The following is an 18,147-nucleotide window of genomic DNA, read 5'->3' on the forward strand; positions in this document are numbered from 1 at the left end:
GATGAGATGAGCGTGGAACTGGCCCGCGACAATGGCGCGCCCACTGCCGCTGAGGGAATCACCCACAGCCTTGACAGGTCGCCGCTGGCCATCAGGGGGCTGACCGTAACCTACGGCGAGAAGCCAGCCGTTTTCTCTGTCGATATGACAGTGGAGCCGGGACGGATGACGGCCATCATCGGCCCGAATGGAGCTGGTAAATCGACCTTGCTGAAGGCCGCGCTTGGCATCGTGCCGCCAGTTTCAGGGCGGGTGCAGGTCTTTGGCAAGCCGCTGGACAGCCAACGGGCCCGCATTGCCTATGTCCCGCAACGGGCCAGCGTCGACTGGGATTTCCCGACACGGGTGATTGACGTTGTAATGATGGGGCTCTACCGCGAGCTGGGCCTGCTGGGCCGCATCACCGGACGCCATCGCACCGAGGCGCAGGCCTGTCTGGACCGTGTCGGGATGGGCGATTTCGCCACCCGCCAGATTGGCCAGCTGTCCGGGGGTCAGCAGCAACGGGTCTTTCTGGCGCGGGCGCTGGCTCAGGGAGCAGATCTTTATCTGCTGGACGAACCCTTTGCCGGTGTCGATGCCGCGACCGAGAAGGCCATTATCGCGGTGCTGAAACAGCTGCGCGCAGATGGCAGGACAGTGGTTGTGGTGCATCACGATCTTGCCACCGTCGGCGAGTATTTCGACAATGTCTTCCTGATCAACACACGCAAAGTCGCAGAGGGTCCGGTTGCACAGGCCTTTACCGCCGAAACCCTGCAAAGCGCCTATGGCGGGCGGTTGGCCACTGCGCAGGTTGACCAGCTGGCCGTGGCACCCGGATCTATTCTCCCACAGAGCGGCGGGCCATTCTGATGCTTTGGGACGCCCTGCTGCTGCAAATGGGCTATAATGCGACGCTGGTCGCAATTGGCGCCACATTGCTTGGCATCGCCGCCGGCATCACCGGAACCTTCCTTTTCCTGCGCAAACGGGCGCTGGTCAGCGATGCCATCAGCCATGCCACCTTGCCCGGTGTCGGGCTTGCCTTTCTGGTAATGGTCGCGCTTGGCGGCGATGGTCGCAATCTGGCCGGTCTGCTCCTTGGGTCGGCACTCTCGGCGATGGCCGGGCTGTGGTGCCTCAACTGGCTGACCCGCCGTACCCGTCTGGCCGAGGACGCCGCGATTGGCGCCGTGCTCTCCGTGTTCTTCGGGTTCGGCATCGTGATCCTGACGGTGATCCAGACGCTGGGGGTGGGCCGTCAGGCCGGGCTGGAGGGGTTCTTGCTTGGCTCTACGGCAGGCATGTTGTGGAACGATGCGCTGGTGATTGCGGGAGGTGGCGCGGCCACGCTGCTGTTGATTCTGCTGCTGCGGCGCCCGATGACCCTGGTGGCCTTTGACCCTGAGTACGCCGCGTCACAGGGTGTCTCCGTCTCCCGTATCGACATGATGATGATGGGGCTGGTGATGGCTGTCACCGTTGTCGGGCTGAAAATCGTCGGCCTGATCCTGATCGTGGCGCTGCTGATCATCCCGGCCGTCACCGCCCGGTTCTGGACCGAGCGGTCCGATCTGGTGGTGCTGCTGGCTGGCGGTGCCGGCGGGCTGTCAGCCTATCTTGGTGCGGCAGTATCTGCATCGGCGCCGAACCTGCCCACCGGACCTATCATCGTCCTGATGAGCTTTGGCCTCTTTGCCCTGTCGCTTCTGCTGGCTCCCAATCGCGGGGTGCTGGCGGCTGTGCTGCGCCATCGGCGGTTTCAGCGCCGGGTTCATCTGCGCCAGGGGCTGCTGGCATTGGCGCAGGATCAGGTGATCTATGAGCCGCTGACCCTGCGATTGCTGCGCCAGCGTGGCCTCTTACGCGCCGATGGGGTGCCCACGGAACAAGGCCGCGCCCGCGCCGCCAAGGCGCTGCGAGACGAACATCGCTGGGCGCTGGTGCGGAGCGACCAGACACATGAGGCGGCAGCGGCGCTATATGATGGGCTGCGCGAGATAGAGACGGTTCTGACTGCCGACCAGATTTCCGACATTGACCGCCGCATGGGCGGCCCCCGTGAGGTTCTGCCATGAGCGGCGCTGAATTTGTCCCGTTGTCCCTGACACCTCTGCTGATTGGTGTCTTTGCCGCCGTCGCCTGTGCGCTGCCGGGGAATTTCCTGCTGCTGCGTCGGCAGGCGCTGATTGGAGATGCCATCAGCCATGTTGTTCTACCGGGTATCGTTGTTGCTTTCCTCCTGACCGGGGTGATCGCAGCGGGTCCGATGATGCTGGGGGCCGCTGGAGCCGCCATCGTCGCCGTGGTTGTGATCGAACTGATCCGCCGCCTTGGCCGGATCGAGCCGGGGGCCGCCATGGGCGTGGTCTTCACCACCATGTTCGCAGGCGGGGTATTGCTGCTGGAGCAGACCGATACATCGGCGGTTCATCTGGATGTGGAACACGCGCTCTACGGCAATCTCGAAAGCCTGATCTGGCTTGATGCCACCGGCTGGGAATCGCTGCTGGATCCGGTGGCGCTCAGCTATTTGCCGACCGAGCTGTTGCGCATGGGGCTGACCTTGATCGGGGTCACCGTCTTTATCGCGCTGTTCTGGCGCCCTCTTAAGATTGCGACCTTTGATGAGGGGTTTGCCCGCACGCTGGGTATCCGCACCGATCTTTTGGGGCTGGGGTTGGTGATCACTGCTGCAATCGCCGCCGTTGCGGCCTTTGATGCGGTGGGGTCGATCATCGTGATTGCGATGTTCATCTGCCCGCCGGCCGCAGCGCGGATGATGTCGAACCAACTGGAGGGTCAGCTGGGGTGGAGCGTCGGGTTTGCTGTGGTTTCAGCGGTTGTCGGCTATGTCCTGGCGGGCTATGGCCCGCTCTGGCTTGGCGCTGCGGACGCCGTAAGCGCCGCCGGGATGATCGCAACGGTTTCGGGTCTGTTGCTGGCGATTGCGGCACGGTTCGGCCCGTGCCGCCACCGGGCCGGGGCGCCAGCAGGGGTCTGATCAACAGGCCGCTGACCGCGCCCGACAGGACGGATTGCGGCTGGAAGAATCGCGCGGCGGCATGCTAAATATTGCGGCATGGCATATGCAGACCCCCAAATCAGCGACAGTTCACAACCGATCATCCGGCAGCTTGATGACAGTGCCATCAACCGCATCGCTGCGGGAGAAGTGGTCGAACGCCCTGCTTCGGCGGTCAAGGAACTGGTGGAAAACGCCATTGATGCGGGGGCCTCTCGGATCACCATCGACATCGCGGATGGTGGCAAGACGCTGATCCGGGTGACCGATGATGGCTGCGGCATGGCACCCGCAGATCTGCCGCTGGCGCTGTCGAGACATGCCACCTCCAAGATCGACGGCTCTGACCTGCTGAACATCCATACCTTCGGCTTTCGCGGTGAGGCGCTGCCATCGCTCGGGGCTGTCGGACGGTTGAGCATTACCAGCCGCGCCAAGGGACACGAGGCCGCGAGGATTCGCGTCGCCGGTGGCCAGATGGAGCCGGTGAAACCTGCCGCCCTGCGCGCAGGCACCGTGGTTGAGCTGCGGGATCTGTTCTACGCCACGCCCGCCCGGCTGAAGTTCATGCGCAGCGACCGCGCCGAGACGCAGGCCATTGGCGACGTCATCAAGCGGCTGGCGATGGCGGAACCATCGGTTGGCTTTACCTTGCGTGATGTCTCCGGCGGCGGTGAGGGGCGGGTGACCTTTCGCGCGGACCCGCTGTCGGGTGATCTTTTCGATGCGCTGCACGGGCGGCTCACGACGGTTCTGGGGCGCGAATTTGCGGAAAACGCGCTCAAGATTGATGCCACCCGAGAGGGGGTCCGGCTTTTTGGCTATGTGGCCTTGCCGACCTATTCGCGGGGCGCCGCGGTGGCGCAGTTCCTCTTTGTGAACACCCGACCGGTTAAGGACAAGATGCTGACCGGTGCCCTCAGGGCGGCTTATTTCGATTTTCTCAGCCGCGACCGCCACCCGGCAGCGGCGCTGTTTCTCGACTGCGATCCGGCGCTGGTTGATGTGAACGTCCACCCCGCGAAGTCCGAGGTCCGGTTTCGCGATCCCGGTGTGGCGCGGGGTCTGATCGTCTCAGCGCTGCGCCATGCGCTGGCGGAGGCCGGTCATCGGGCCTCGTCCACGGTTGCGGGCGCGACCCTGGGGGCGATGCGCCCAGAAGCCACCTCGTCAGATCCGGCCGGCGCTGGCGGCCCGCGGATCTACCAGATGGATCGGCCGTCAATGGGCGCGCGCAGCCTTTCTTATGCAGCCCAGCAACCAGAGAGCTTCGCACCTGCTCCCGCTCATCCGGCGCAATCGGTGTCGCCCGGCTTTGCTGAGCTGGCCAGCGCCTATAGCGGCCGTGTGACAGAGGCGCCCAAAGGTGCGATGGCCCCGGGTCAGCCCTCGGACAGACCCGAAACCTCTGCGCCCGGGGCCGAGCATCTGCCGCTTGGTGCCGCACGCGGGCAGGTGCATGAGAACTACATCATTGCCCAGACTGCCGACGGTATGGTGATCGTCGATCAGCACGCCGCCCATGAACGGCTGGTCTACGAGAAGCTGAAACGCCAGATGGCCGAGACCGGCGTCGCTGCGCAGGCCCTGCTGATCCCCGAGATCGTCGAGCTTAGCGAGGGGGATTGTGCCCGTATCCTGGCGGTGGCCGATGATCTGGGCCGCTTTGGTCTGGGCATCGAAGCCTTCGGTGGCGGCGCCATCGCTGTGCGTGAAACCCCGGCCATACTCGGCACTGTCAATGCCACAGCGATGGTGCGCGATATCCTTGATGAGCTGGATGATCAGGGCGAAAGCCAGCTGGTTCAGGCCAAGATCGAAGCCATCCTCAGCCGGGTTGCCTGCCATGGGTCCATCCGCTCGGGCCGCTGGATGCGCGGCGAGGAAATGAACGCCCTGCTGCGCGAAATGGAAGCAACGCCGCATTCCGGACAGTGCAACCACGGGCGTCCCACCTATGTCGAGCTGAAACTGGCCGATATCGAACGTCTGTTCGGGCGGAGCTGATGGAGTCGGTCCTGCTCTTTCTGGAGCGCGCGGAGCCGCAGATGCTGGTGCTTCTGGGGATTGGTGGTCTGATGATGGTGGGTCTCGTCATGCTGCTGCGCAGCCATGCACGCGCTGCCGCGAGCATGGCCCCGATCGCACAGCAGATGGCTCATCTGGGACAAAGCGTTCAGCAGTTGCGCGGCGGGCTACAGCATGTCTCCGACGCGCAGGCCAACGCGCAGATGCAGATGATCCAGACCGTTGAGACCCGGCTCGGCGCTGTGCAGCAGCAGGTCAACGACCGTCTCTCCGACAACGCGCTGCGGCAGGCCCGCGCGCTGGCCGAGATGCAGGAGCGCTTGCAGGAGAGCCTGCACGGGTCGACCAAACGCACCGTCACCTCGCTCACTCAATTGCAGGAGCGGCTGGCGGTGATTGACAAGGCGCAGGACAATATCACGAAGCTGTCGGGTGATGTCCTGGGGCTTCAGGACATACTGGCAAACAAGCAGACGCGCGGCGCTTTTGGTGAAATCCAGCTGAATGATATCGTCTCCAAGGCGCTGCCCTCTGACAGCTATGCCTTTCAGCACACGCTGAGCAACGGCAAGCGCGCCGATTGCCTGATCCATCTGCCCAATCCCCCCGGTCCGATCGTGATCGACAGCAAATTTCCGCTGGAACCCTATGAGGCGCTGCGCAACGCCGAGACCCCGGAGCAGCGCGCCAGCGCCGCGCGCCAGCTGAAGGCGGCATTGCGGGGCCACATCCGGGCGATTTCAGAGAAATACATACTGGAGGGCGAAACGGCGGATGGCGCGCTGATGTTCCTGCCCTCCGAGGCTGTTTATGCCGAACTCCATGCCAATTTTTCCGACATTGTGCGTGAGGGCTTCTCCGCCAAGGTCTGGATCGTTTCGCCAACCACCTGCATGGCCACGCTGAACACCATGCGCGCCATTCTCAAGGATGCGCGGATGCGCGAACAGGCCGGCGCGATCCGCAGCGAGCTGGGACTTCTGCATAAGGATGTCGAACGTCTGGGCGACCGGGTGGGTAATCTGGACCGCCATTTCGGCATGGCGGCAAAGGACATCGCGGAGATCAAGATCAGCGCTGACAAGGCCGGACGCCGGGCGCAGCGGCTGGACAACTTCGACTTTGAAGAAATTGCCCCGACATCAGCTGGCATCGGTCAGCCCCCCGATCCGGTGAATGTCGTTCCGCTGGGGCGTTCCGATAGCTGATGCAACAGACCACCATCGCTCCTCTGCTGAACACGGCCTCAATCGCGGCAGAGCGGCTGGTGTCGGTTCTGCGGATCGCGGTGACGCTGGGCCTGTTTGCCGTATTCGTGGTGACGATGTCGGGGGTGGACTTCAGCTCTCTGGCGCCCTTCCTGCATCGTCAGCTGCTGTTTGCGCTATTGACGATGTTTGCCTATCTGACCCTCGGTATCGTTACCTTTGCTGCGACGACATTCGGGTGGTTCCGGCCCTGGATGTCCTGGATCAGCGTGACGGCGGACTGTGCCTTTCTGCTCTTCAATGTCTGGTTCAGCCTTGAGAACAGCAACTACCCCGGAGGCGTGGCGCTGCTGCTGCCGCCGGCCTGGCTGGTTCCGCTGGTGCTGGCCTACGGTGTCATGCGGATGGACCCGCGCCTGCAGCTGTATACGACGGTTCTGCTGACCGGTGGGCTGGGGATCCTGATCTTCTGGCCGGTGACCCGGCTGGATGTGGGGCAGATGGGCAGTCTGTACAGCGTGCTGGACAGCCCGGCAAACGTGATGAAGCTGACAATGATCCTGCTGGCCGGATTGGTCATGGTTGTGGCGGCTGCGCGGATGCGGCGATTGTTTTACCGGGAATTGACGGCGGCCGAGGCGCGCGCCAACCTGACCCGCTATCTGCCGGCGCAGGTGGCCGATCAGCTCGCGGATGGCGGGCTTTCGGCGCTGCAACAGGGCCAGCGCCAGCCGATGGCCGTGATGTTTGTCGATATTCGCGGCTTTACCCGCTGGTCGGAATCACGTGATCCGCAGGAGGTCGGAGATTTCATCACCGCATTCCGCAATGAGGTGGAATTCAGCGCCACCCGGCATGGCGGAATGATCGACAAATATATGGGCGATGCGGCAATGCTGCTGTTTGATGATGCGCCTGTGGCGCGCGGCGGCGCAAATGGCGCCGCCCGGGCTCTGGCCTGTGCGGCGACGCTGAGCGAGGCCATTCACCGCTGGTCGGACCGGCGCGTCGCTGCGGGCGAGCCGCCGGTGGACATTGGCATCGGCGTTCACGCAGGTGAGGTGTTTTCTGGTGTTGTCGGCAATGCGGCGCGGCTGGAATATTCGGTCTTTGGAGATGCGGTCAACACCGCCTCCCGCCTCGAGCAGCACAGCAAGACCGTTCCGCAGACCATCATTGCCTCAGCCATTACGTTTGAGATCGCAGGTATCGCCCCCGCGCGCCAGCGTTGGGTTGCCCTGGCGCCGGTGACGTTGCGCGGGCGCAGCAGGCTGATCGAGATCTACGCCAAAGACAGCTGATCCGTCGCGCGCCGGCCTCCCCGGGGGCGCGGTCTGGCGGCTTCTGCGGTTCTTGCCCCAGATCAAGGACAGCCACGCGGCAATGGGGTCTGATCCTCATGAACAGCGCGGACAATGGAGGACGAGCCCATGCTGGAGATCAGTGCCCGAAAGGTGGCGCAAGTGGCCATGATGGCCCGCGAGCTATCGCGCGCCGAGGGGGAGCTCAGGGCGTTTATCGACCGCATGGGCGAGGATGAGCAGGCCGAGCTGGTTGCGATCATGTGGATTGGCCGAGGCAGTTTCGACGCCGACGATCTGGAGGAGGCCATCGCAACCGCTCAGCAGGAGGCGACCACGCCGACTGCGGATTACCTGATCGGGACACCACATCTGGCGGATAATCTGGAATCCGGCTTGGACGCGCTGGGGATTGATGTTCAGAGCGTCGAAGAGGATGTCATCGGGCGCTGAGCGTTCCGCTGACGGGTTGCGATGGCAGATCGGTATGGCAGGGGGCGCCGAGGTGCGGCGCCCGCATGGCCTGTCGCGCCGGGGCTCTGCCCCGGACCCCGGGATATTTGGGGCCAGAAGATGGCTATCTTCCGCGCAGTCGGTAGCCGGGGCGTGGGTTCAAGACGTGCTGTCGACCACCTCGAGATGCTGGGCCAGTGCACCGATCTTACCCATCCACTGATCCACCAGATCGGCGTCGCTGGGCGCGGCGCTGACGCCGGGAGCGATTTTGCCGTTGATGGCAGCCTCGATGGCGAAGGACACCGGGTAGGAGACCAGCCGCGCCATCGCCGTGCCGCGGTCGTCACCCCAGGCATCCATCACATAGGTCTTGTGCCAGACTTCGGCACCGTCTTTTTCGGCTTTCAGCCCGACGCAAAGCACCACGCGGTCTGGCTCACCGTCGTCATAGGCATTCTCTGCCCAGAATTGATCCGACATTTCCTTGAGCCGGGCATCGCCTTCGGGGCCCGATAGTGTCTCGACCTCCTTGAAGACATCCGCCCAGGCATCGGCCCAGCCGTTGAGGCGCAGGGTGCCGCGAACGAATTCTTTTACCTTCCAGTCCGCGCCGAATTCATACTGCGCCATGAAAGGGAGCGAGTCGCGGTTCGGATAGACTTCGAAGCTTTCGGATGCGGGCAGCGGTGCCTCGTAGGAGGAGATCGCATCCCAGGGGCGGGCGACGTCCAGCGCCTTGAAATCGTGGATCGACTTCGACGGGGAGCGCAGCGCCTTCAGCACGCCGAGCGGCGACCAGCTGAATTTGTAGCGGAACGGGTTCGGTGTCTTGGGGATGCCGCCGCAGTAGGAGATAAAGCTGATCTCATTGTCCGCATCGAAGGCCTTGGAGGCCTTATAGTCGGCAACCAGCGCATGGGCCATCAGGTGGTCGATGCCTGGGTCGAGGCCAACCTCGTTGACCAGGCAGACAGCGGCGTCCTTTGCCCGCTGGTCCAGCGCGCGCATCTCCGGGGCGATGTAAGAGGACGACACGAAATGGGCGCCATGCTCAATTGCCAGCTCAGCCAGCGGCATATGCCAGTCACCGGGCAGCATCGAGACGATCACATCCCTAGGGCTGAGCATCTGGCCCAGATTGGCAAGGCTGAAGGCATGGATATTGGTTGTCAGATCGCCGATTGCATCGCGCGCCTTATCGGGAGTGCGGTTCCAGACCGCGACGTCATGGCCCGCCTCAAGCAGGCGGCGCAGGCCAGGGATTGCGGACAGGCCGGTGCCGCACCAATGGATTGTCATTGTCAGTCTCCGTTGTTTGGTTCCGGCGATGGTCAGCCCGGAAGATGGTCCTTGAAGGTGGTTTCCGCCCGGCCCCAGACGCCACTGGCAAGATCGGTAAGGGTCAGCAGGGAGGGCAGCAGCTGGGCTGCATAGTCTTCGGAGCTTTCGACCGGCAGCATCGAAGGCAGGTTATCAATCGCCATGACGTCCAGTACGGGATCCTGGGCGACCCGCAGGGCAGGGGCCTCCCATGTGGTGGCGCTGTCATAGACCGGAACCGGGTTGTAGTCGCTATCGGGATCGCAGGCGACATCGCCGATGGCGGTCAGCCGACGATCAGCGGTCAGCGCCTCTTGCGGGACGAAGACCGGCGTGCCGGGGCGTGCGAAGATGCAGTTGAGAAAGAGATCATGGGCCAGAATTTCGGGGAAAGGGCCGCCGCTGGCGGTTTCTGCCATATCCCATTTGGTGACCGCGACACCCATCGCCTCGCAGAGATCGGCGGCCCCGGTGCCGACCCGGCCTAGGGCGCCAATGACGATGGCCGAGGGGCGGTCGGTTTTCAGACCATCCAGCTCTGCGCTCAGCTCGGCAAGCAGCGCATCCTTGCCCTCGTAGACGCCAACCGGGCCGCAGAGCTCACCGCGCTGCTGCGCGGCCCAGGTTTTCAGCGTGACGGCCGCACCGGCATAGCCGGCCCAATAGCCGAAGGCCGCAACCCGGCGGCCACTTTCATCGACCAGATATTCCAGATCGTAGAGCGTGCCGCCGCCGGCCTGGAACCGTTCAAGAAGCGCTTTGCCGGAGTGCTGCCCCTTGTAGGCATGTCCGAACATGATGTGGCGGTGCGGCAGCGGAGTGCCATCTTCGGGCAGTTCTTTCAGGCCGAAGATGATGGCGTCGCGGGGGGCGTCGGGCCAGCTGTTCTCTGCCGCGATCTCGCAGCCGGCGTCAATGTAGCCCTGCAACGGGATGGCGCGGACCGTGCTTTCCTCGACCGTGACCTTCAGCCCGGCGTCGATGAGCGCTCTGGCACCTTCGGGCGTCAGGCCAACCCGTTGTTCATTCGGGCGCTGTTCGGCCCGTACCCATAGATGTGTCATGTCTTGTCCTTTACAGCATGCCCTTGGCGGTCACCGCGTGTACCGAGTCACGCTGTTCCATAGCCGCCATGAAGGTCTGAATTTTCGGGTAGTTGGCGAGGGTCACGCCGTCGCCCTCCAGCCAGGTGCAGATCACATAGAGATAGCAATCCGCCAGGCTAATGGTGTCGCCCAGCACGTAAGGGCCGCGCAGTCCGAACTGGCTGATATAGTCGCAGGAGGCGGCCATGGTCTGTGGCACCTTGGCCTGCATGTCCTTGAAGCTGGAAGTCTTGTTGGCCCAGCGGCTTCCGCGCAGTTTATGGGCGTGGTTCACATGCATGGTGGAGGCGAGATAGAACATCACCTCACGCATGCGGGCCAGCAGGACCGCCTCGCGGGGGCGCAGAGCGGCATCGGGGGCCATATCGGCCACATATTCCAGCAAGGCGCCGGTTTCCGTCAGGATGCCGCCATCCACCACCAGCGCCGGGACACGGCCCTTGGGGTTGATCTGGGCATAGGCGGTGCCAAGCTGTTCCTTGGCTGCGAAGTCAATACGGATCGGCTCGTAGTCCAGTCCGGACTCTTCCAGCGCGATGGCGACGGCCACCGAAATCGTCCTGGGTGCATAATAGAGCTGCATCATCCTGTCCCTCCCTCAGATAGTGCGGTCCCCGGTCGGATGTCGGGTCTACAGATGGGTCTGTGCGTAATGCCGGTCCGGGGCTTCCAGATGGGGCACCGCGTTGAACAGCACCGGGCTCAGCTGACCGCCGATCGCGTGCAGCCGGTGCATCGAACTGTTCATGATCGCGAGCGCCATGCGCGCCATTCCGGTGGTATCCAGCCCCATCGCCTGCCGCATGGCCATCGCGATCAGCCCGCCGGATGTAACCACCAGGGCCGGCCCGTCGCCTGCGGAGATTTCGGCCAAGGCGGAGCGGGTGCGGGTTTCAAAGTCTCGCCAGCTTTCTGGCGGGTTGGTGATCTCATCCGCAGCCCAAGCGGAGAAAACCTTGGGCATGTGCTCGATGAACCCTTCCCGTTCGGTCGGGATCTTCAGCCCGTGCTGGGCCTGCATCGCCTCGGCCAGATTGAAGTATTCCATTTCGTTCAGTCGCGGATCCTGCACCACGTTTTCAAGCCCCATGGCAGTCGCGGTTTGCAGATGGCGGGTCAGCGTGCCGCAATAGACGCGGGTGTAATGCGCGCGCGTCTCGCTCAGATGCGCGCCAAGCCAGCGTGCCTGCTGATGGCCCAGATCGCTCAACCGGTCATAGCTCGCTTCGTCGCGGGCGCTGGTGTTGGCCTGTCCGTGGCGGATCAGCGTGATATGCGTCATGGCGTGTTCCTTTGCGTCCGGGCAAGTCTTAAGCAAGCTTTTCAACGGTGGAAAGGGCCAGTTGTCGATTTCGGATCCAATCCAGTCGGGCGGCACGGTGACAGGTAAATTAGGTCCGGTTCGGACCAAATGTTTCGCGTGCGAAACAAACGAACAAAAGCTTAACGAAGAACCACGCAAAAGACCTTGTTTTACGGTTGTTGCGCAATGGGCGCGCGGGGAATTGGGCCGCCGTAAACCGGCGCGCTGTACGGTGGGTGAAAGGGGATCTTGAGCTGATGGGCGACGGCGGTATGTGGTGGCTTATCGCCGATCAGGCGCGGTCATAGCCCCGTTTCAGCATCCGTTTGCGGTGCTGATCCGCCGCGATCGAGGCTTCGCGCAGGTTGCCGTAGATATTGATGGCGCTCTGCCCGCTGCCGCCGGCCACCCCCCATTCCCTGAGAACGGAGACTTCAGCGAAGAGGTTCATCGCGAGTTCGATCCGGTAGAAGCGCGGGACCCGCGCCGGATGTTGGCGATAGAGCAGACAGGTAGCCATACCCGAATCATATCGCCGTCGATTCGCTGCGTCCAGTCCGAGCTTTGGCCGGAGTACTCCCAGAGCTTTGGCGGCTGGATTTCGAGCCGGCGGCGGCGTGGTCAGAGCCAGCTGACATCGCCGAGGAAGATATAGCCGGCGCCGTAGATCGTCTTGATCAGGCGCGGGTTCTTCGGGTCTTCGCGCAGCTTGGTGCGCAATCGCGAGATGCGCACATCCATGGCCCGATCAAAGCTTTCGCCAGCACCACCGCCGAGGCTTTCTTGCATCTGGGCGCGGGAAATCAGCCGTTTCGGGCTTTCCAGGAACAGCCGCAGCACCTCGCCCTCGGCATGTGAAAACGGGGTCTCTGCGCCGCTGTCATCTTCAAGGATGTAGCGATCGAAATGCGCGGTCCAGCCGGAGAACGAGGCGCTGTTTCCCGTGGTTACCGCGGTGCGGGGGCCCCCGCGCAGCCGGGCGCGGATGCGCGCCACCACCTCGGCCGGGTCAAAGGGTTTGGTGATGTAATCATCTGCCCCGAGCTCCAGCCCGGTAACACGGTCCTGTACCTGTGCGCGTCCAGAAATGATGATCACGGCCGCCCCCTGTTCCAGCGCGAGGCGATGCACCAGCGCCAGCCCATCGGTATCGGGCAGCGAGAGATCGACAAGGCAGACATCGGGAGTCACCCGGTTGAGAGAGGCCTCAAATTCGCGGGCGCGGGCAAAGCTCTGGGTGCGAAATCCGGCTTCCTCCAGAGTGTCGGTCAGGATGCGGCGGATCTCCGGCTCGTCGTCAAGAATGGTGATCAGGGGTCGGCTCATGCGGCGGGTTCCGATTTGATCAGCGCTGAAAGCTGATGAGTGGTAAAGGGTTTCTGCAACACCGGGCAACGTTTCAGCGCCATGCGGAACAGAGGATCGCTGGTCGGCAGGGACGTCATCAGAATGCAGGGCAGGCGAGAGCCCTGCAAGCGGTCGACCAGGTCGATCCCGGTGGCGCTGCCCTGCAGCTTGATATCCGACAGGACCAGAGAGATGCCATCGATATCTGCGGTCAGCGCGCAGGCCTCGTCGACGCTTGTGGCCTCAACCACCGCATAGCCGAGATCTATCAGCATATCGCGGAAGGTGGCGCGCAGCTCCTCGCTGTCCTCCACCAGCAGTGCCAGCCCGCCAGCAGCATCAGGGGCCAGGCGGTATGGAATGCGCAGGGTCACGCTGGCACCGGAAACGGTATTGCCGATCCTCATGTCCCCACCGGTGGATTTGGCCATATCGTAGACCATCGGCAGGCCCAAACCTGATCCTTCGCCGCCCTTGGTGGTGAAGAAAGGGTTCAATGCCTTCTCCAGCGCGGTTTTGGAAAAGCCCGGTCCGGTGTCGGTAACGCTGAGTTCAAGCCAGGTTTGCCCGACGACATGGGCGCTGACAGTGATCTGACCCTGACTGCCGCAGGCGTCACGTGCGTTCAGAATAAGGTTCAAAAGGGCATCCTGCAGTTTGCCCGGATCCAGCAGCAGCCGCACATCCGGCGTGTGATCCACGATGCTAAGGCCCATGCCCTGGGGCAGCGAAGGCGTCGCCAGCACCTTCAGCTCTTGCAAAAGGCCGTGCAGATCGGTGGCGCGTGGACGCAGGCTGCGGTGTCCGGTCATCTCGGCAATACGGTTGAGGAGGCGCCCGCCACGGCGGGCAGCGGAGAGCGTGGCCTGAACCAGATCGGCCGCCTCCGGGGTCAGGTCGGATTTCGCCAGTTTGCCCTGCATCCCGAGGATGATGGTCAGGAGGTTCGAGAAATCATGCGCCAGCCCGCTGGTCATCTGAGCGGCCATTTCGCGGCGGCGGGCCTGTTGCAGGGCGACACGGGTCTGGGTTTCCTCGGTCACATCCATCGACAGGATAAACACGCCGCCGGTGTCATCGGGGGTGAAGGCCACCCGGATCCGGCGGCTGTCATGGCTTTCAGTAAACTCGAACACCGGGCTTTCGCCCTGGTAGGCCGCCATCAGATGCGGTGCAATCTTGTCATAGGCGGCCGCGCCGAGCGCCTCTGCGATATGCGTGCCGAGAATTTCGGACGGACGGCTGGGAAACACCGAACTGAGGCGCCGGTTAGTATAGGTGTAATAGCCCTCGGCGTCGACATGGGCGATATGGGCGGGCATCATCTCGGTGGTCAGGCGGGTGCGCGCTTCCATCTCCGTGAGCTGACGCTTCGCCTCTTCCAGTGCGGTGATCGTCGCGGCCAGTTTGCGGTTGGTGGCTGACAGCTCTTCGGTATGGGCGATCAGCTGATCGGACATTTCCTCGGATCGGGCGCGCAACAGCTGTTCAATTCGCTTGGTCCGGGTGATGTCGGTGTAGACCGTGACCCAGCCCCCCTGAGGCAGAGGTGCCCCTTCGATAGAGATCACCTGACCGTTGGCGCGTTCGCGTTCCAGATAATGGGGCACGAAATCCAGCGCCTGATCAACGCGCTGTTGCACGAACCCCTCGATATCATCGACCGGGCCATATTCGCCGCTGGTGGCAATATGTCGGATCGTCTCGTCAAAGCGTGCACCCGGGGTGATCAGCGCATCGGGCAGGTCGAACATCTCCTGAAAACGCTGATTGCACACAACAAGGCGCAGCTCGCTGTCATAGATCGACATCGCCTGGGCAATCAGGTTGAGCCCGGCGGTGGTCATTGTTGCGCGGTGTTTCTCGGATCGGTTCATGCTGTCTCCCCGCCGCATGGCTAGCATCCCGACGGGCCTGCGCAAAGAGCTTAGCCTGCGACAGGGGGCCCCGGTGGGACGATCTGCGTTCGCTGGGCGAACGGCTGTTACAATTCGTAAGATTTGGGAAAACTTCAGGAAAAAGTTGACGCAATAGCATGAGGCCGTCCCTAATCGGGATCAGAATCGCGGTTAGCGATCAGTCCGGCCGCATGGGTCGGAAAGGGGAGGAGAAAGAACGTGGCTCAGACGCAGTCGGGTGCCGCAGGGATGATGTCCCTGCCGGCGCTGCTTGAACGCAATGCGGCGCAGTTTGGCGATCGCCAAGCCTATCGGGAAAAGGAATTCGGCATTTGGCAATGCTGGACCTGGTCCGAGACCCAGAAGGAAATCGAGGCGCTGGCGCTTGGGTTGATCAATCTGGGCGTCAACGAAGGCGACTTTATCGCCATCATCGGGCGCAACCGTCCGTATCTCTACTGGGCGATGGTTGCGGCACAATCCGTGGGCGCGGTGCCGGTGCCGCTCTATCAGGACGCGGTGGCGGAAGAGATGGCCTATGTACTGGGCCACTGCGGTGCGCGGTTTGTGATCGCGGGTGATCAGGAACAGGTCGATAAGGTCATCGAGGTTCAGGAAGAGCTGAGCAATCTGGAGCAGATCATCTATCTGGATCCGCGTGGTATGCGCAAATATGATCACCATGCGCTGCATCAATATTCCCACGTTCAGGATCAGGGCCGCGCGGCACGCGACGAATGGGCCCCCGATCTGGAAGCCCGCAAGGCCAAGCTGACCTACGACAGCACCTGCGTCATGCTCTACACCTCCGGCACCACGGGCAAGCCGAAGGGTGTCGTCCTGTCCAACCGCAACGTGATCGAAAGCGCCAAGAACTCGGCGGAGTTCGACCGGCTGACGGCGGGAGAGAACATCCTGTCCTATCTTCCGATGGCATGGGTCGGGGATTTCATTTTCTCGATCGGGCAGGCCTATTGGTGCGGCTTCTGCGTGAACTGTCCCGAAAGCGCCGAAACGATGATGACCGACCTTCGCGAGATCGGTCCGACCTATTTCTTTGCGCCGCCACGTGTCTTTGAAGGCCAGCTGACCAGCGTGATGATCCGTATGGAAGACGCGAGCACGCTGAAGCGCAAGATGTTCCACCACTTCCTGGCACATGCAAAAAAGGTGGGCGGCGACATTCTCGACGGGCGTCCGGTAGGCCTGATGGACCGGCTGAAGTACAAGCTGGGCGATCTGCTTGTCTACGGTCCGTTGAAGGATACGCTGGGCTATGGCCGTATTCGCGTCGGCTACACTGCGGGTGAGGCAATCGGGCCGGAAATCTTTGATTTCTACCGCAGTCTGGGCATCAACCTCAAACAGCTCTACGGCCAGACAGAGGCGACGGTGTTCATCACCGTGCAGCCTGATGGTGAGGTGCGCGCAGATACGGTGGGGGTTCCGGCCCCGGATGTGGAGATCAGGATCGCCGAGAATGGCGAGATTTTCTATCGGTCGCCGGGCACCTTTGTTGAATATTACAACAACCCGGAATCCACGGCCTCGACCAAGGATGCCGAGGGTTGGGTGGCCACTGGTGATGCGGGTTTCTTTGAAGAGGGCAGCGGCCATCTGCGCATTATCGACCGTGCCAAGGATGTCGGAAAAATGGCGGATGGCGCGATGTTTGCGCCCAAATACGTCGAGAACAAGCTGAAGTTCTATCCGGATATTCTGGAGGTCGTGCTGTTCGGCAATGGCAGGGACCGCTGTGTTGCCTTCATCAATATCGATCTGACGGCAGTCGGCAACTGGGCAGAACGGAACAATATCGCCTATGCGTCCTATCAGGAGCTGGCGGGGCATCCGAAAGTTCTGCAATCCATCAAAGAGCATGTTGAAAAGGTCAATGAGTCCGTGGCTCAGGACCGGATGCTGTCCGGCTGCCAGGTGCATCGCTTTGTTGTGCTGCACAAGGAACTGGACGCAGATGACGGCGAAATGACCCGGACGCGGAAGGTCCGCCGTGTGGTGGTCGAAGACAAATATGCCGACATCATCGCGGCTCTTTACGATGGCTCGTCACAGATTTCGACACGCACCGAGGTGACTTACGAAGATGGCCGCAAGGGCGCGATCAGTGCCACGCTGGATATCATTGATGCCAAGGTCGTACCGGTGGCCCCACAAGCGGTGGCTGCCCAATGAAACGGATTATGACAGGCGCTGCGTCGATGCGGTCGGCGGCGGCGCGGAGCCACAGCACATCAACCAACAAGGCGAAAGGCGTGGTGTCGTGAAGGATATGGAAGACGGCTATATCACCGAGGACGGGCGCAAGATCGGCGGCGTGGTGATGGAGATGAAGAACATCACCCTTCGCTTTGGCGGCGTGGTGGCGATCAAGGATATCTCGTTTGATATTCGCGAAGGCGAGATCCGGGCCATCATCGGCCCCAACGGTGCGGGCAAATCCTCGATGCTGAACGTGATCTCGGGCTTTTACGTCCCACAGGAGGGTGAAGTTCTGTTTCGCGGCAAACCCCGCCCCCAGATGCGCCCCTACGAGGTGGCACGTCAGGGCATCGCCCGGACATTCCAGAATATCGCGCTGTTTGACGGGATGAGCGTGCTGGACAACGTGATGACCGGGCGGCTCAACTTTATGAAGACCAATCTGCTTCAGCAGGCTATCTGGCGTGGCAAGGCGGAGGCCGAGGAGACCGAAAACCGGGCGGCGGTTGAGCGGATCATCGACTTTCTTGAGATCCAGCACATCCGCAAAACGCCTGTGGCACGGCTGCCTTATGGTCTGAAAAAGCGGGTTGAGCTGGCGCGGGCGCTGGCGGCGGAGCCAAAGCTGCTGCTGCTGGATGAACCTATGGCGGGGATGAACGTCGAGGAAAAAGAGGACATGTCCCGCTTTATCCTGGATGTGAACGACGAGTTTGGCACCACCATCGCGCTGATCGAACACGACATGGGCGTGGTTATGGATCTGTCCGACCGGGTTGTCGTGATGGATTACGGCAAGAAGATCGGCGACGGCACGCCCGAGGAAGTGCGCAACAATCAGGATGTGATCGACGCCTATCTGGGGGTCAGCCATGACTGATGAGCGATTGGGTGGAAAAATTTTCGAAAATTTTTGGCAAGTTTCTTTGAGGAAACTTGCAGGAGGAGAGCGG

General features: G+C 62.4%; 16 protein-coding genes. 9 read left to right on the forward strand and 7 right to left on the reverse strand.

All coding sequences use genetic code 11. The features are described from left to right. The first annotated feature begins 6 nt into the window (after positions 1 to 6). From VWZ87_RS14950 to VWZ87_RS14980, 7 genes are all read left to right on the forward strand, one after another. Positions 7 to 855, forward strand: coding sequence for a metal ABC transporter ATP-binding protein (locus tag VWZ87_RS14950; RefSeq protein ID WP_416534495.1), 849 nt, complete (start codon positions 7 to 9; stop codon positions 853 to 855). Next, positions 855 to 2,060 carry a metal ABC transporter permease gene (locus VWZ87_RS14955; protein ID WP_340546881.1) on the forward strand — a complete coding sequence of 402 codons (1,206 nt, stop codon included), beginning with the start codon at positions 855 to 857 and terminating at the stop codon, positions 2,058 to 2,060. The genes VWZ87_RS14950 and VWZ87_RS14955 overlap by 1 nt, the downstream gene beginning before the upstream one ends. Next, a complete protein-coding gene (locus VWZ87_RS14960) occupies positions 2,057 to 2,986 on the forward strand; it encodes a metal ABC transporter permease (protein ID WP_340546880.1) in 930 nt (309 codons plus the stop codon). The genes VWZ87_RS14955 and VWZ87_RS14960 overlap by 4 nt, the downstream gene beginning before the upstream one ends. Before the next feature lie 78 nt (positions 2,987 to 3,064). Further along, complete coding sequence (gene mutL / locus VWZ87_RS14965) at positions 3,065 to 5,014, forward strand: DNA mismatch repair endonuclease MutL (protein WP_416534497.1); 1,950 nt, start codon at positions 3,065 to 3,067, stop codon at positions 5,012 to 5,014. Beyond that, complete coding sequence (locus VWZ87_RS14970; RefSeq protein ID WP_340546878.1) at positions 5,014 to 6,243, forward strand: DNA recombination protein RmuC; 1,230 nt, start codon at positions 5,014 to 5,016, stop codon at positions 6,241 to 6,243. The genes mutL and VWZ87_RS14970 overlap by 1 nt, the downstream gene beginning before the upstream one ends. Continuing rightward, the gene (locus VWZ87_RS14975) at positions 6,243 to 7,544 is read left to right on the forward strand and encodes an adenylate/guanylate cyclase domain-containing protein (protein WP_416534498.1); all 1,302 of its coding nucleotides are present in this window, start codon (positions 6,243 to 6,245) and stop codon (positions 7,542 to 7,544) included. The genes VWZ87_RS14970 and VWZ87_RS14975 overlap by 1 nt, the downstream gene beginning before the upstream one ends. A gap of 129 nt (positions 7,545 to 7,673) precedes the next feature. Next, the gene (locus tag VWZ87_RS14980; protein ID WP_340546876.1) at positions 7,674 to 7,997 is read left to right on the forward strand and encodes a DUF3775 domain-containing protein; all 324 of its coding nucleotides are present in this window, start codon (positions 7,674 to 7,676) and stop codon (positions 7,995 to 7,997) included. 159 nt (positions 7,998 to 8,156) lie between these two features. Here VWZ87_RS14980 and VWZ87_RS14985 read toward each other — a convergent pair whose 3' ends face one another. The 7 genes from VWZ87_RS14985 to VWZ87_RS15015 form a co-directional block, all read right to left on the reverse strand. Continuing rightward, positions 8,157 to 9,299, reverse strand: a complete 1,143-nt coding sequence (locus VWZ87_RS14985) for a saccharopine dehydrogenase family protein (RefSeq protein ID WP_416536734.1) — start codon at positions 9,297 to 9,299, stop codon at positions 8,157 to 8,159. A 32-nt stretch (positions 9,300 to 9,331) separates the two neighbouring features. Next, positions 9,332 to 10,384, reverse strand: a complete 1,053-nt coding sequence (locus tag VWZ87_RS14990; RefSeq protein ID WP_416536733.1) for a saccharopine dehydrogenase — start codon at positions 10,382 to 10,384, stop codon at positions 9,332 to 9,334. 10 nt (positions 10,385 to 10,394) lie between these two features. Then, positions 10,395 to 11,009 carry a glutathione S-transferase family protein gene (locus tag VWZ87_RS14995; protein ID WP_416536737.1) on the reverse strand — a complete coding sequence of 205 codons (615 nt, stop codon included), beginning with the start codon at positions 11,007 to 11,009 and terminating at the stop codon, positions 10,395 to 10,397. A gap of 48 nt (positions 11,010 to 11,057) precedes the next feature. Continuing rightward, the gene (locus VWZ87_RS15000; protein WP_340546873.1) at positions 11,058 to 11,708 is read right to left on the reverse strand and encodes a histidine phosphatase family protein; all 651 of its coding nucleotides are present in this window, start codon (positions 11,706 to 11,708) and stop codon (positions 11,058 to 11,060) included. 313 nt (positions 11,709 to 12,021) lie between these two features. Next, positions 12,022 to 12,249 carry a WGR domain-containing protein gene (locus tag VWZ87_RS15005; RefSeq protein WP_340546872.1) on the reverse strand — a complete coding sequence of 76 codons (228 nt, stop codon included), beginning with the start codon at positions 12,247 to 12,249 and terminating at the stop codon, positions 12,022 to 12,024. Between the two features lie 101 nt (positions 12,250 to 12,350). Then, positions 12,351 to 13,055, reverse strand: a complete 705-nt coding sequence (locus VWZ87_RS15010) for a response regulator transcription factor (protein ID WP_416536732.1) — start codon at positions 13,053 to 13,055, stop codon at positions 12,351 to 12,353. After that, on the reverse strand, positions 13,052 to 14,953 hold the full coding sequence (locus VWZ87_RS15015) for a PAS-domain containing protein (protein WP_416536731.1): 1,902 nt from the start codon (positions 14,951 to 14,953) through the stop codon (positions 13,052 to 13,054). The genes VWZ87_RS15010 and VWZ87_RS15015 overlap by 4 nt, the downstream gene beginning before the upstream one ends. A 270-nt stretch (positions 14,954 to 15,223) precedes the next feature. On the opposite strand from VWZ87_RS15015, the gene VWZ87_RS15020 reads away from it, so the two are divergent. Continuing rightward, complete coding sequence (locus tag VWZ87_RS15020; protein ID WP_340547245.1) at positions 15,224 to 17,167, forward strand: AMP-binding protein; 1,944 nt, start codon at positions 15,224 to 15,226, stop codon at positions 17,165 to 17,167. Positions 17,168 to 17,264: 97 nt separating this feature from the next. Further along, positions 17,265 to 18,074, forward strand: a complete 810-nt coding sequence (locus tag VWZ87_RS15025) for an ABC transporter ATP-binding protein (RefSeq protein WP_340547244.1) — start codon at positions 17,265 to 17,267, stop codon at positions 18,072 to 18,074. The last annotated feature ends 73 nt before the right edge of the window (positions 18,075 to 18,147 follow it).

This window comes from Phaeobacter sp. JH20_37, assembly GCF_048056015.1.
GTDB classification, from domain to species: Bacteria; Pseudomonadota; Alphaproteobacteria; order Rhodobacterales; family Rhodobacteraceae; genus Phaeobacter; species Phaeobacter bryozoorum.

Coding starts and splice junctions, on each gene's coding strand:
- VWZ87_RS15010 (WP_416536732.1), bottom strand. CDS start 13,055: ATGAGCCGACCCCTGATCACCATTCTTGACGACGAGCCGGAGATCCGC.
- VWZ87_RS14970 (WP_340546878.1), top strand. CDS start 5,014: ATGGAGTCGGTCCTGCTCTTTCTGGAGCGCGCGGAGCCGCAGATGCTG.
- VWZ87_RS15005 (WP_340546872.1), bottom strand. CDS start 12,249: ATGGCTACCTGTCTGCTCTATCGCCAACATCCGGCGCGGGTCCCGCGC.
- VWZ87_RS14960 (WP_340546880.1), top strand. CDS start 2,057: ATGAGCGGCGCTGAATTTGTCCCGTTGTCCCTGACACCTCTGCTGATT.
- VWZ87_RS15000 (WP_340546873.1), bottom strand. CDS start 11,708: ATGACGCATATCACGCTGATCCGCCACGGACAGGCCAACACCAGCGCC.
- mutL (WP_416534497.1), top strand. CDS start 3,065: ATGGCATATGCAGACCCCCAAATCAGCGACAGTTCACAACCGATCATC.
- VWZ87_RS14985 (WP_416536734.1), bottom strand. CDS start 9,299: ATGACAATCCATTGGTGCGGCACCGGCCTGTCCGCAATCCCTGGCCTG.
- VWZ87_RS15025 (WP_340547244.1), top strand. CDS start 17,265: ATGGAAGACGGCTATATCACCGAGGACGGGCGCAAGATCGGCGGCGTG.
- VWZ87_RS14995 (WP_416536737.1), bottom strand. CDS start 11,009: ATGCAGCTCTATTATGCACCCAGGACGATTTCGGTGGCCGTCGCCATC.
- VWZ87_RS14955 (WP_340546881.1), top strand. CDS start 855: ATGCTTTGGGACGCCCTGCTGCTGCAAATGGGCTATAATGCGACGCTG.
- VWZ87_RS14975 (WP_416534498.1), top strand. CDS start 6,243: ATGCAACAGACCACCATCGCTCCTCTGCTGAACACGGCCTCAATCGCG.
- VWZ87_RS14990 (WP_416536733.1), bottom strand. CDS start 10,384: ATGACACATCTATGGGTACGGGCCGAACAGCGCCCGAATGAACAACGG.
- VWZ87_RS14950 (WP_416534495.1), top strand. CDS start 7: ATGAGCGTGGAACTGGCCCGCGACAATGGCGCGCCCACTGCCGCTGAG.
- VWZ87_RS14980 (WP_340546876.1), top strand. CDS start 7,674: ATGCTGGAGATCAGTGCCCGAAAGGTGGCGCAAGTGGCCATGATGGCC.
- VWZ87_RS15015 (WP_416536731.1), bottom strand. CDS start 14,953: ATGAACCGATCCGAGAAACACCGCGCAACAATGACCACCGCCGGGCTC.
- VWZ87_RS15020 (WP_340547245.1), top strand. CDS start 15,224: ATGATGTCCCTGCCGGCGCTGCTTGAACGCAATGCGGCGCAGTTTGGC.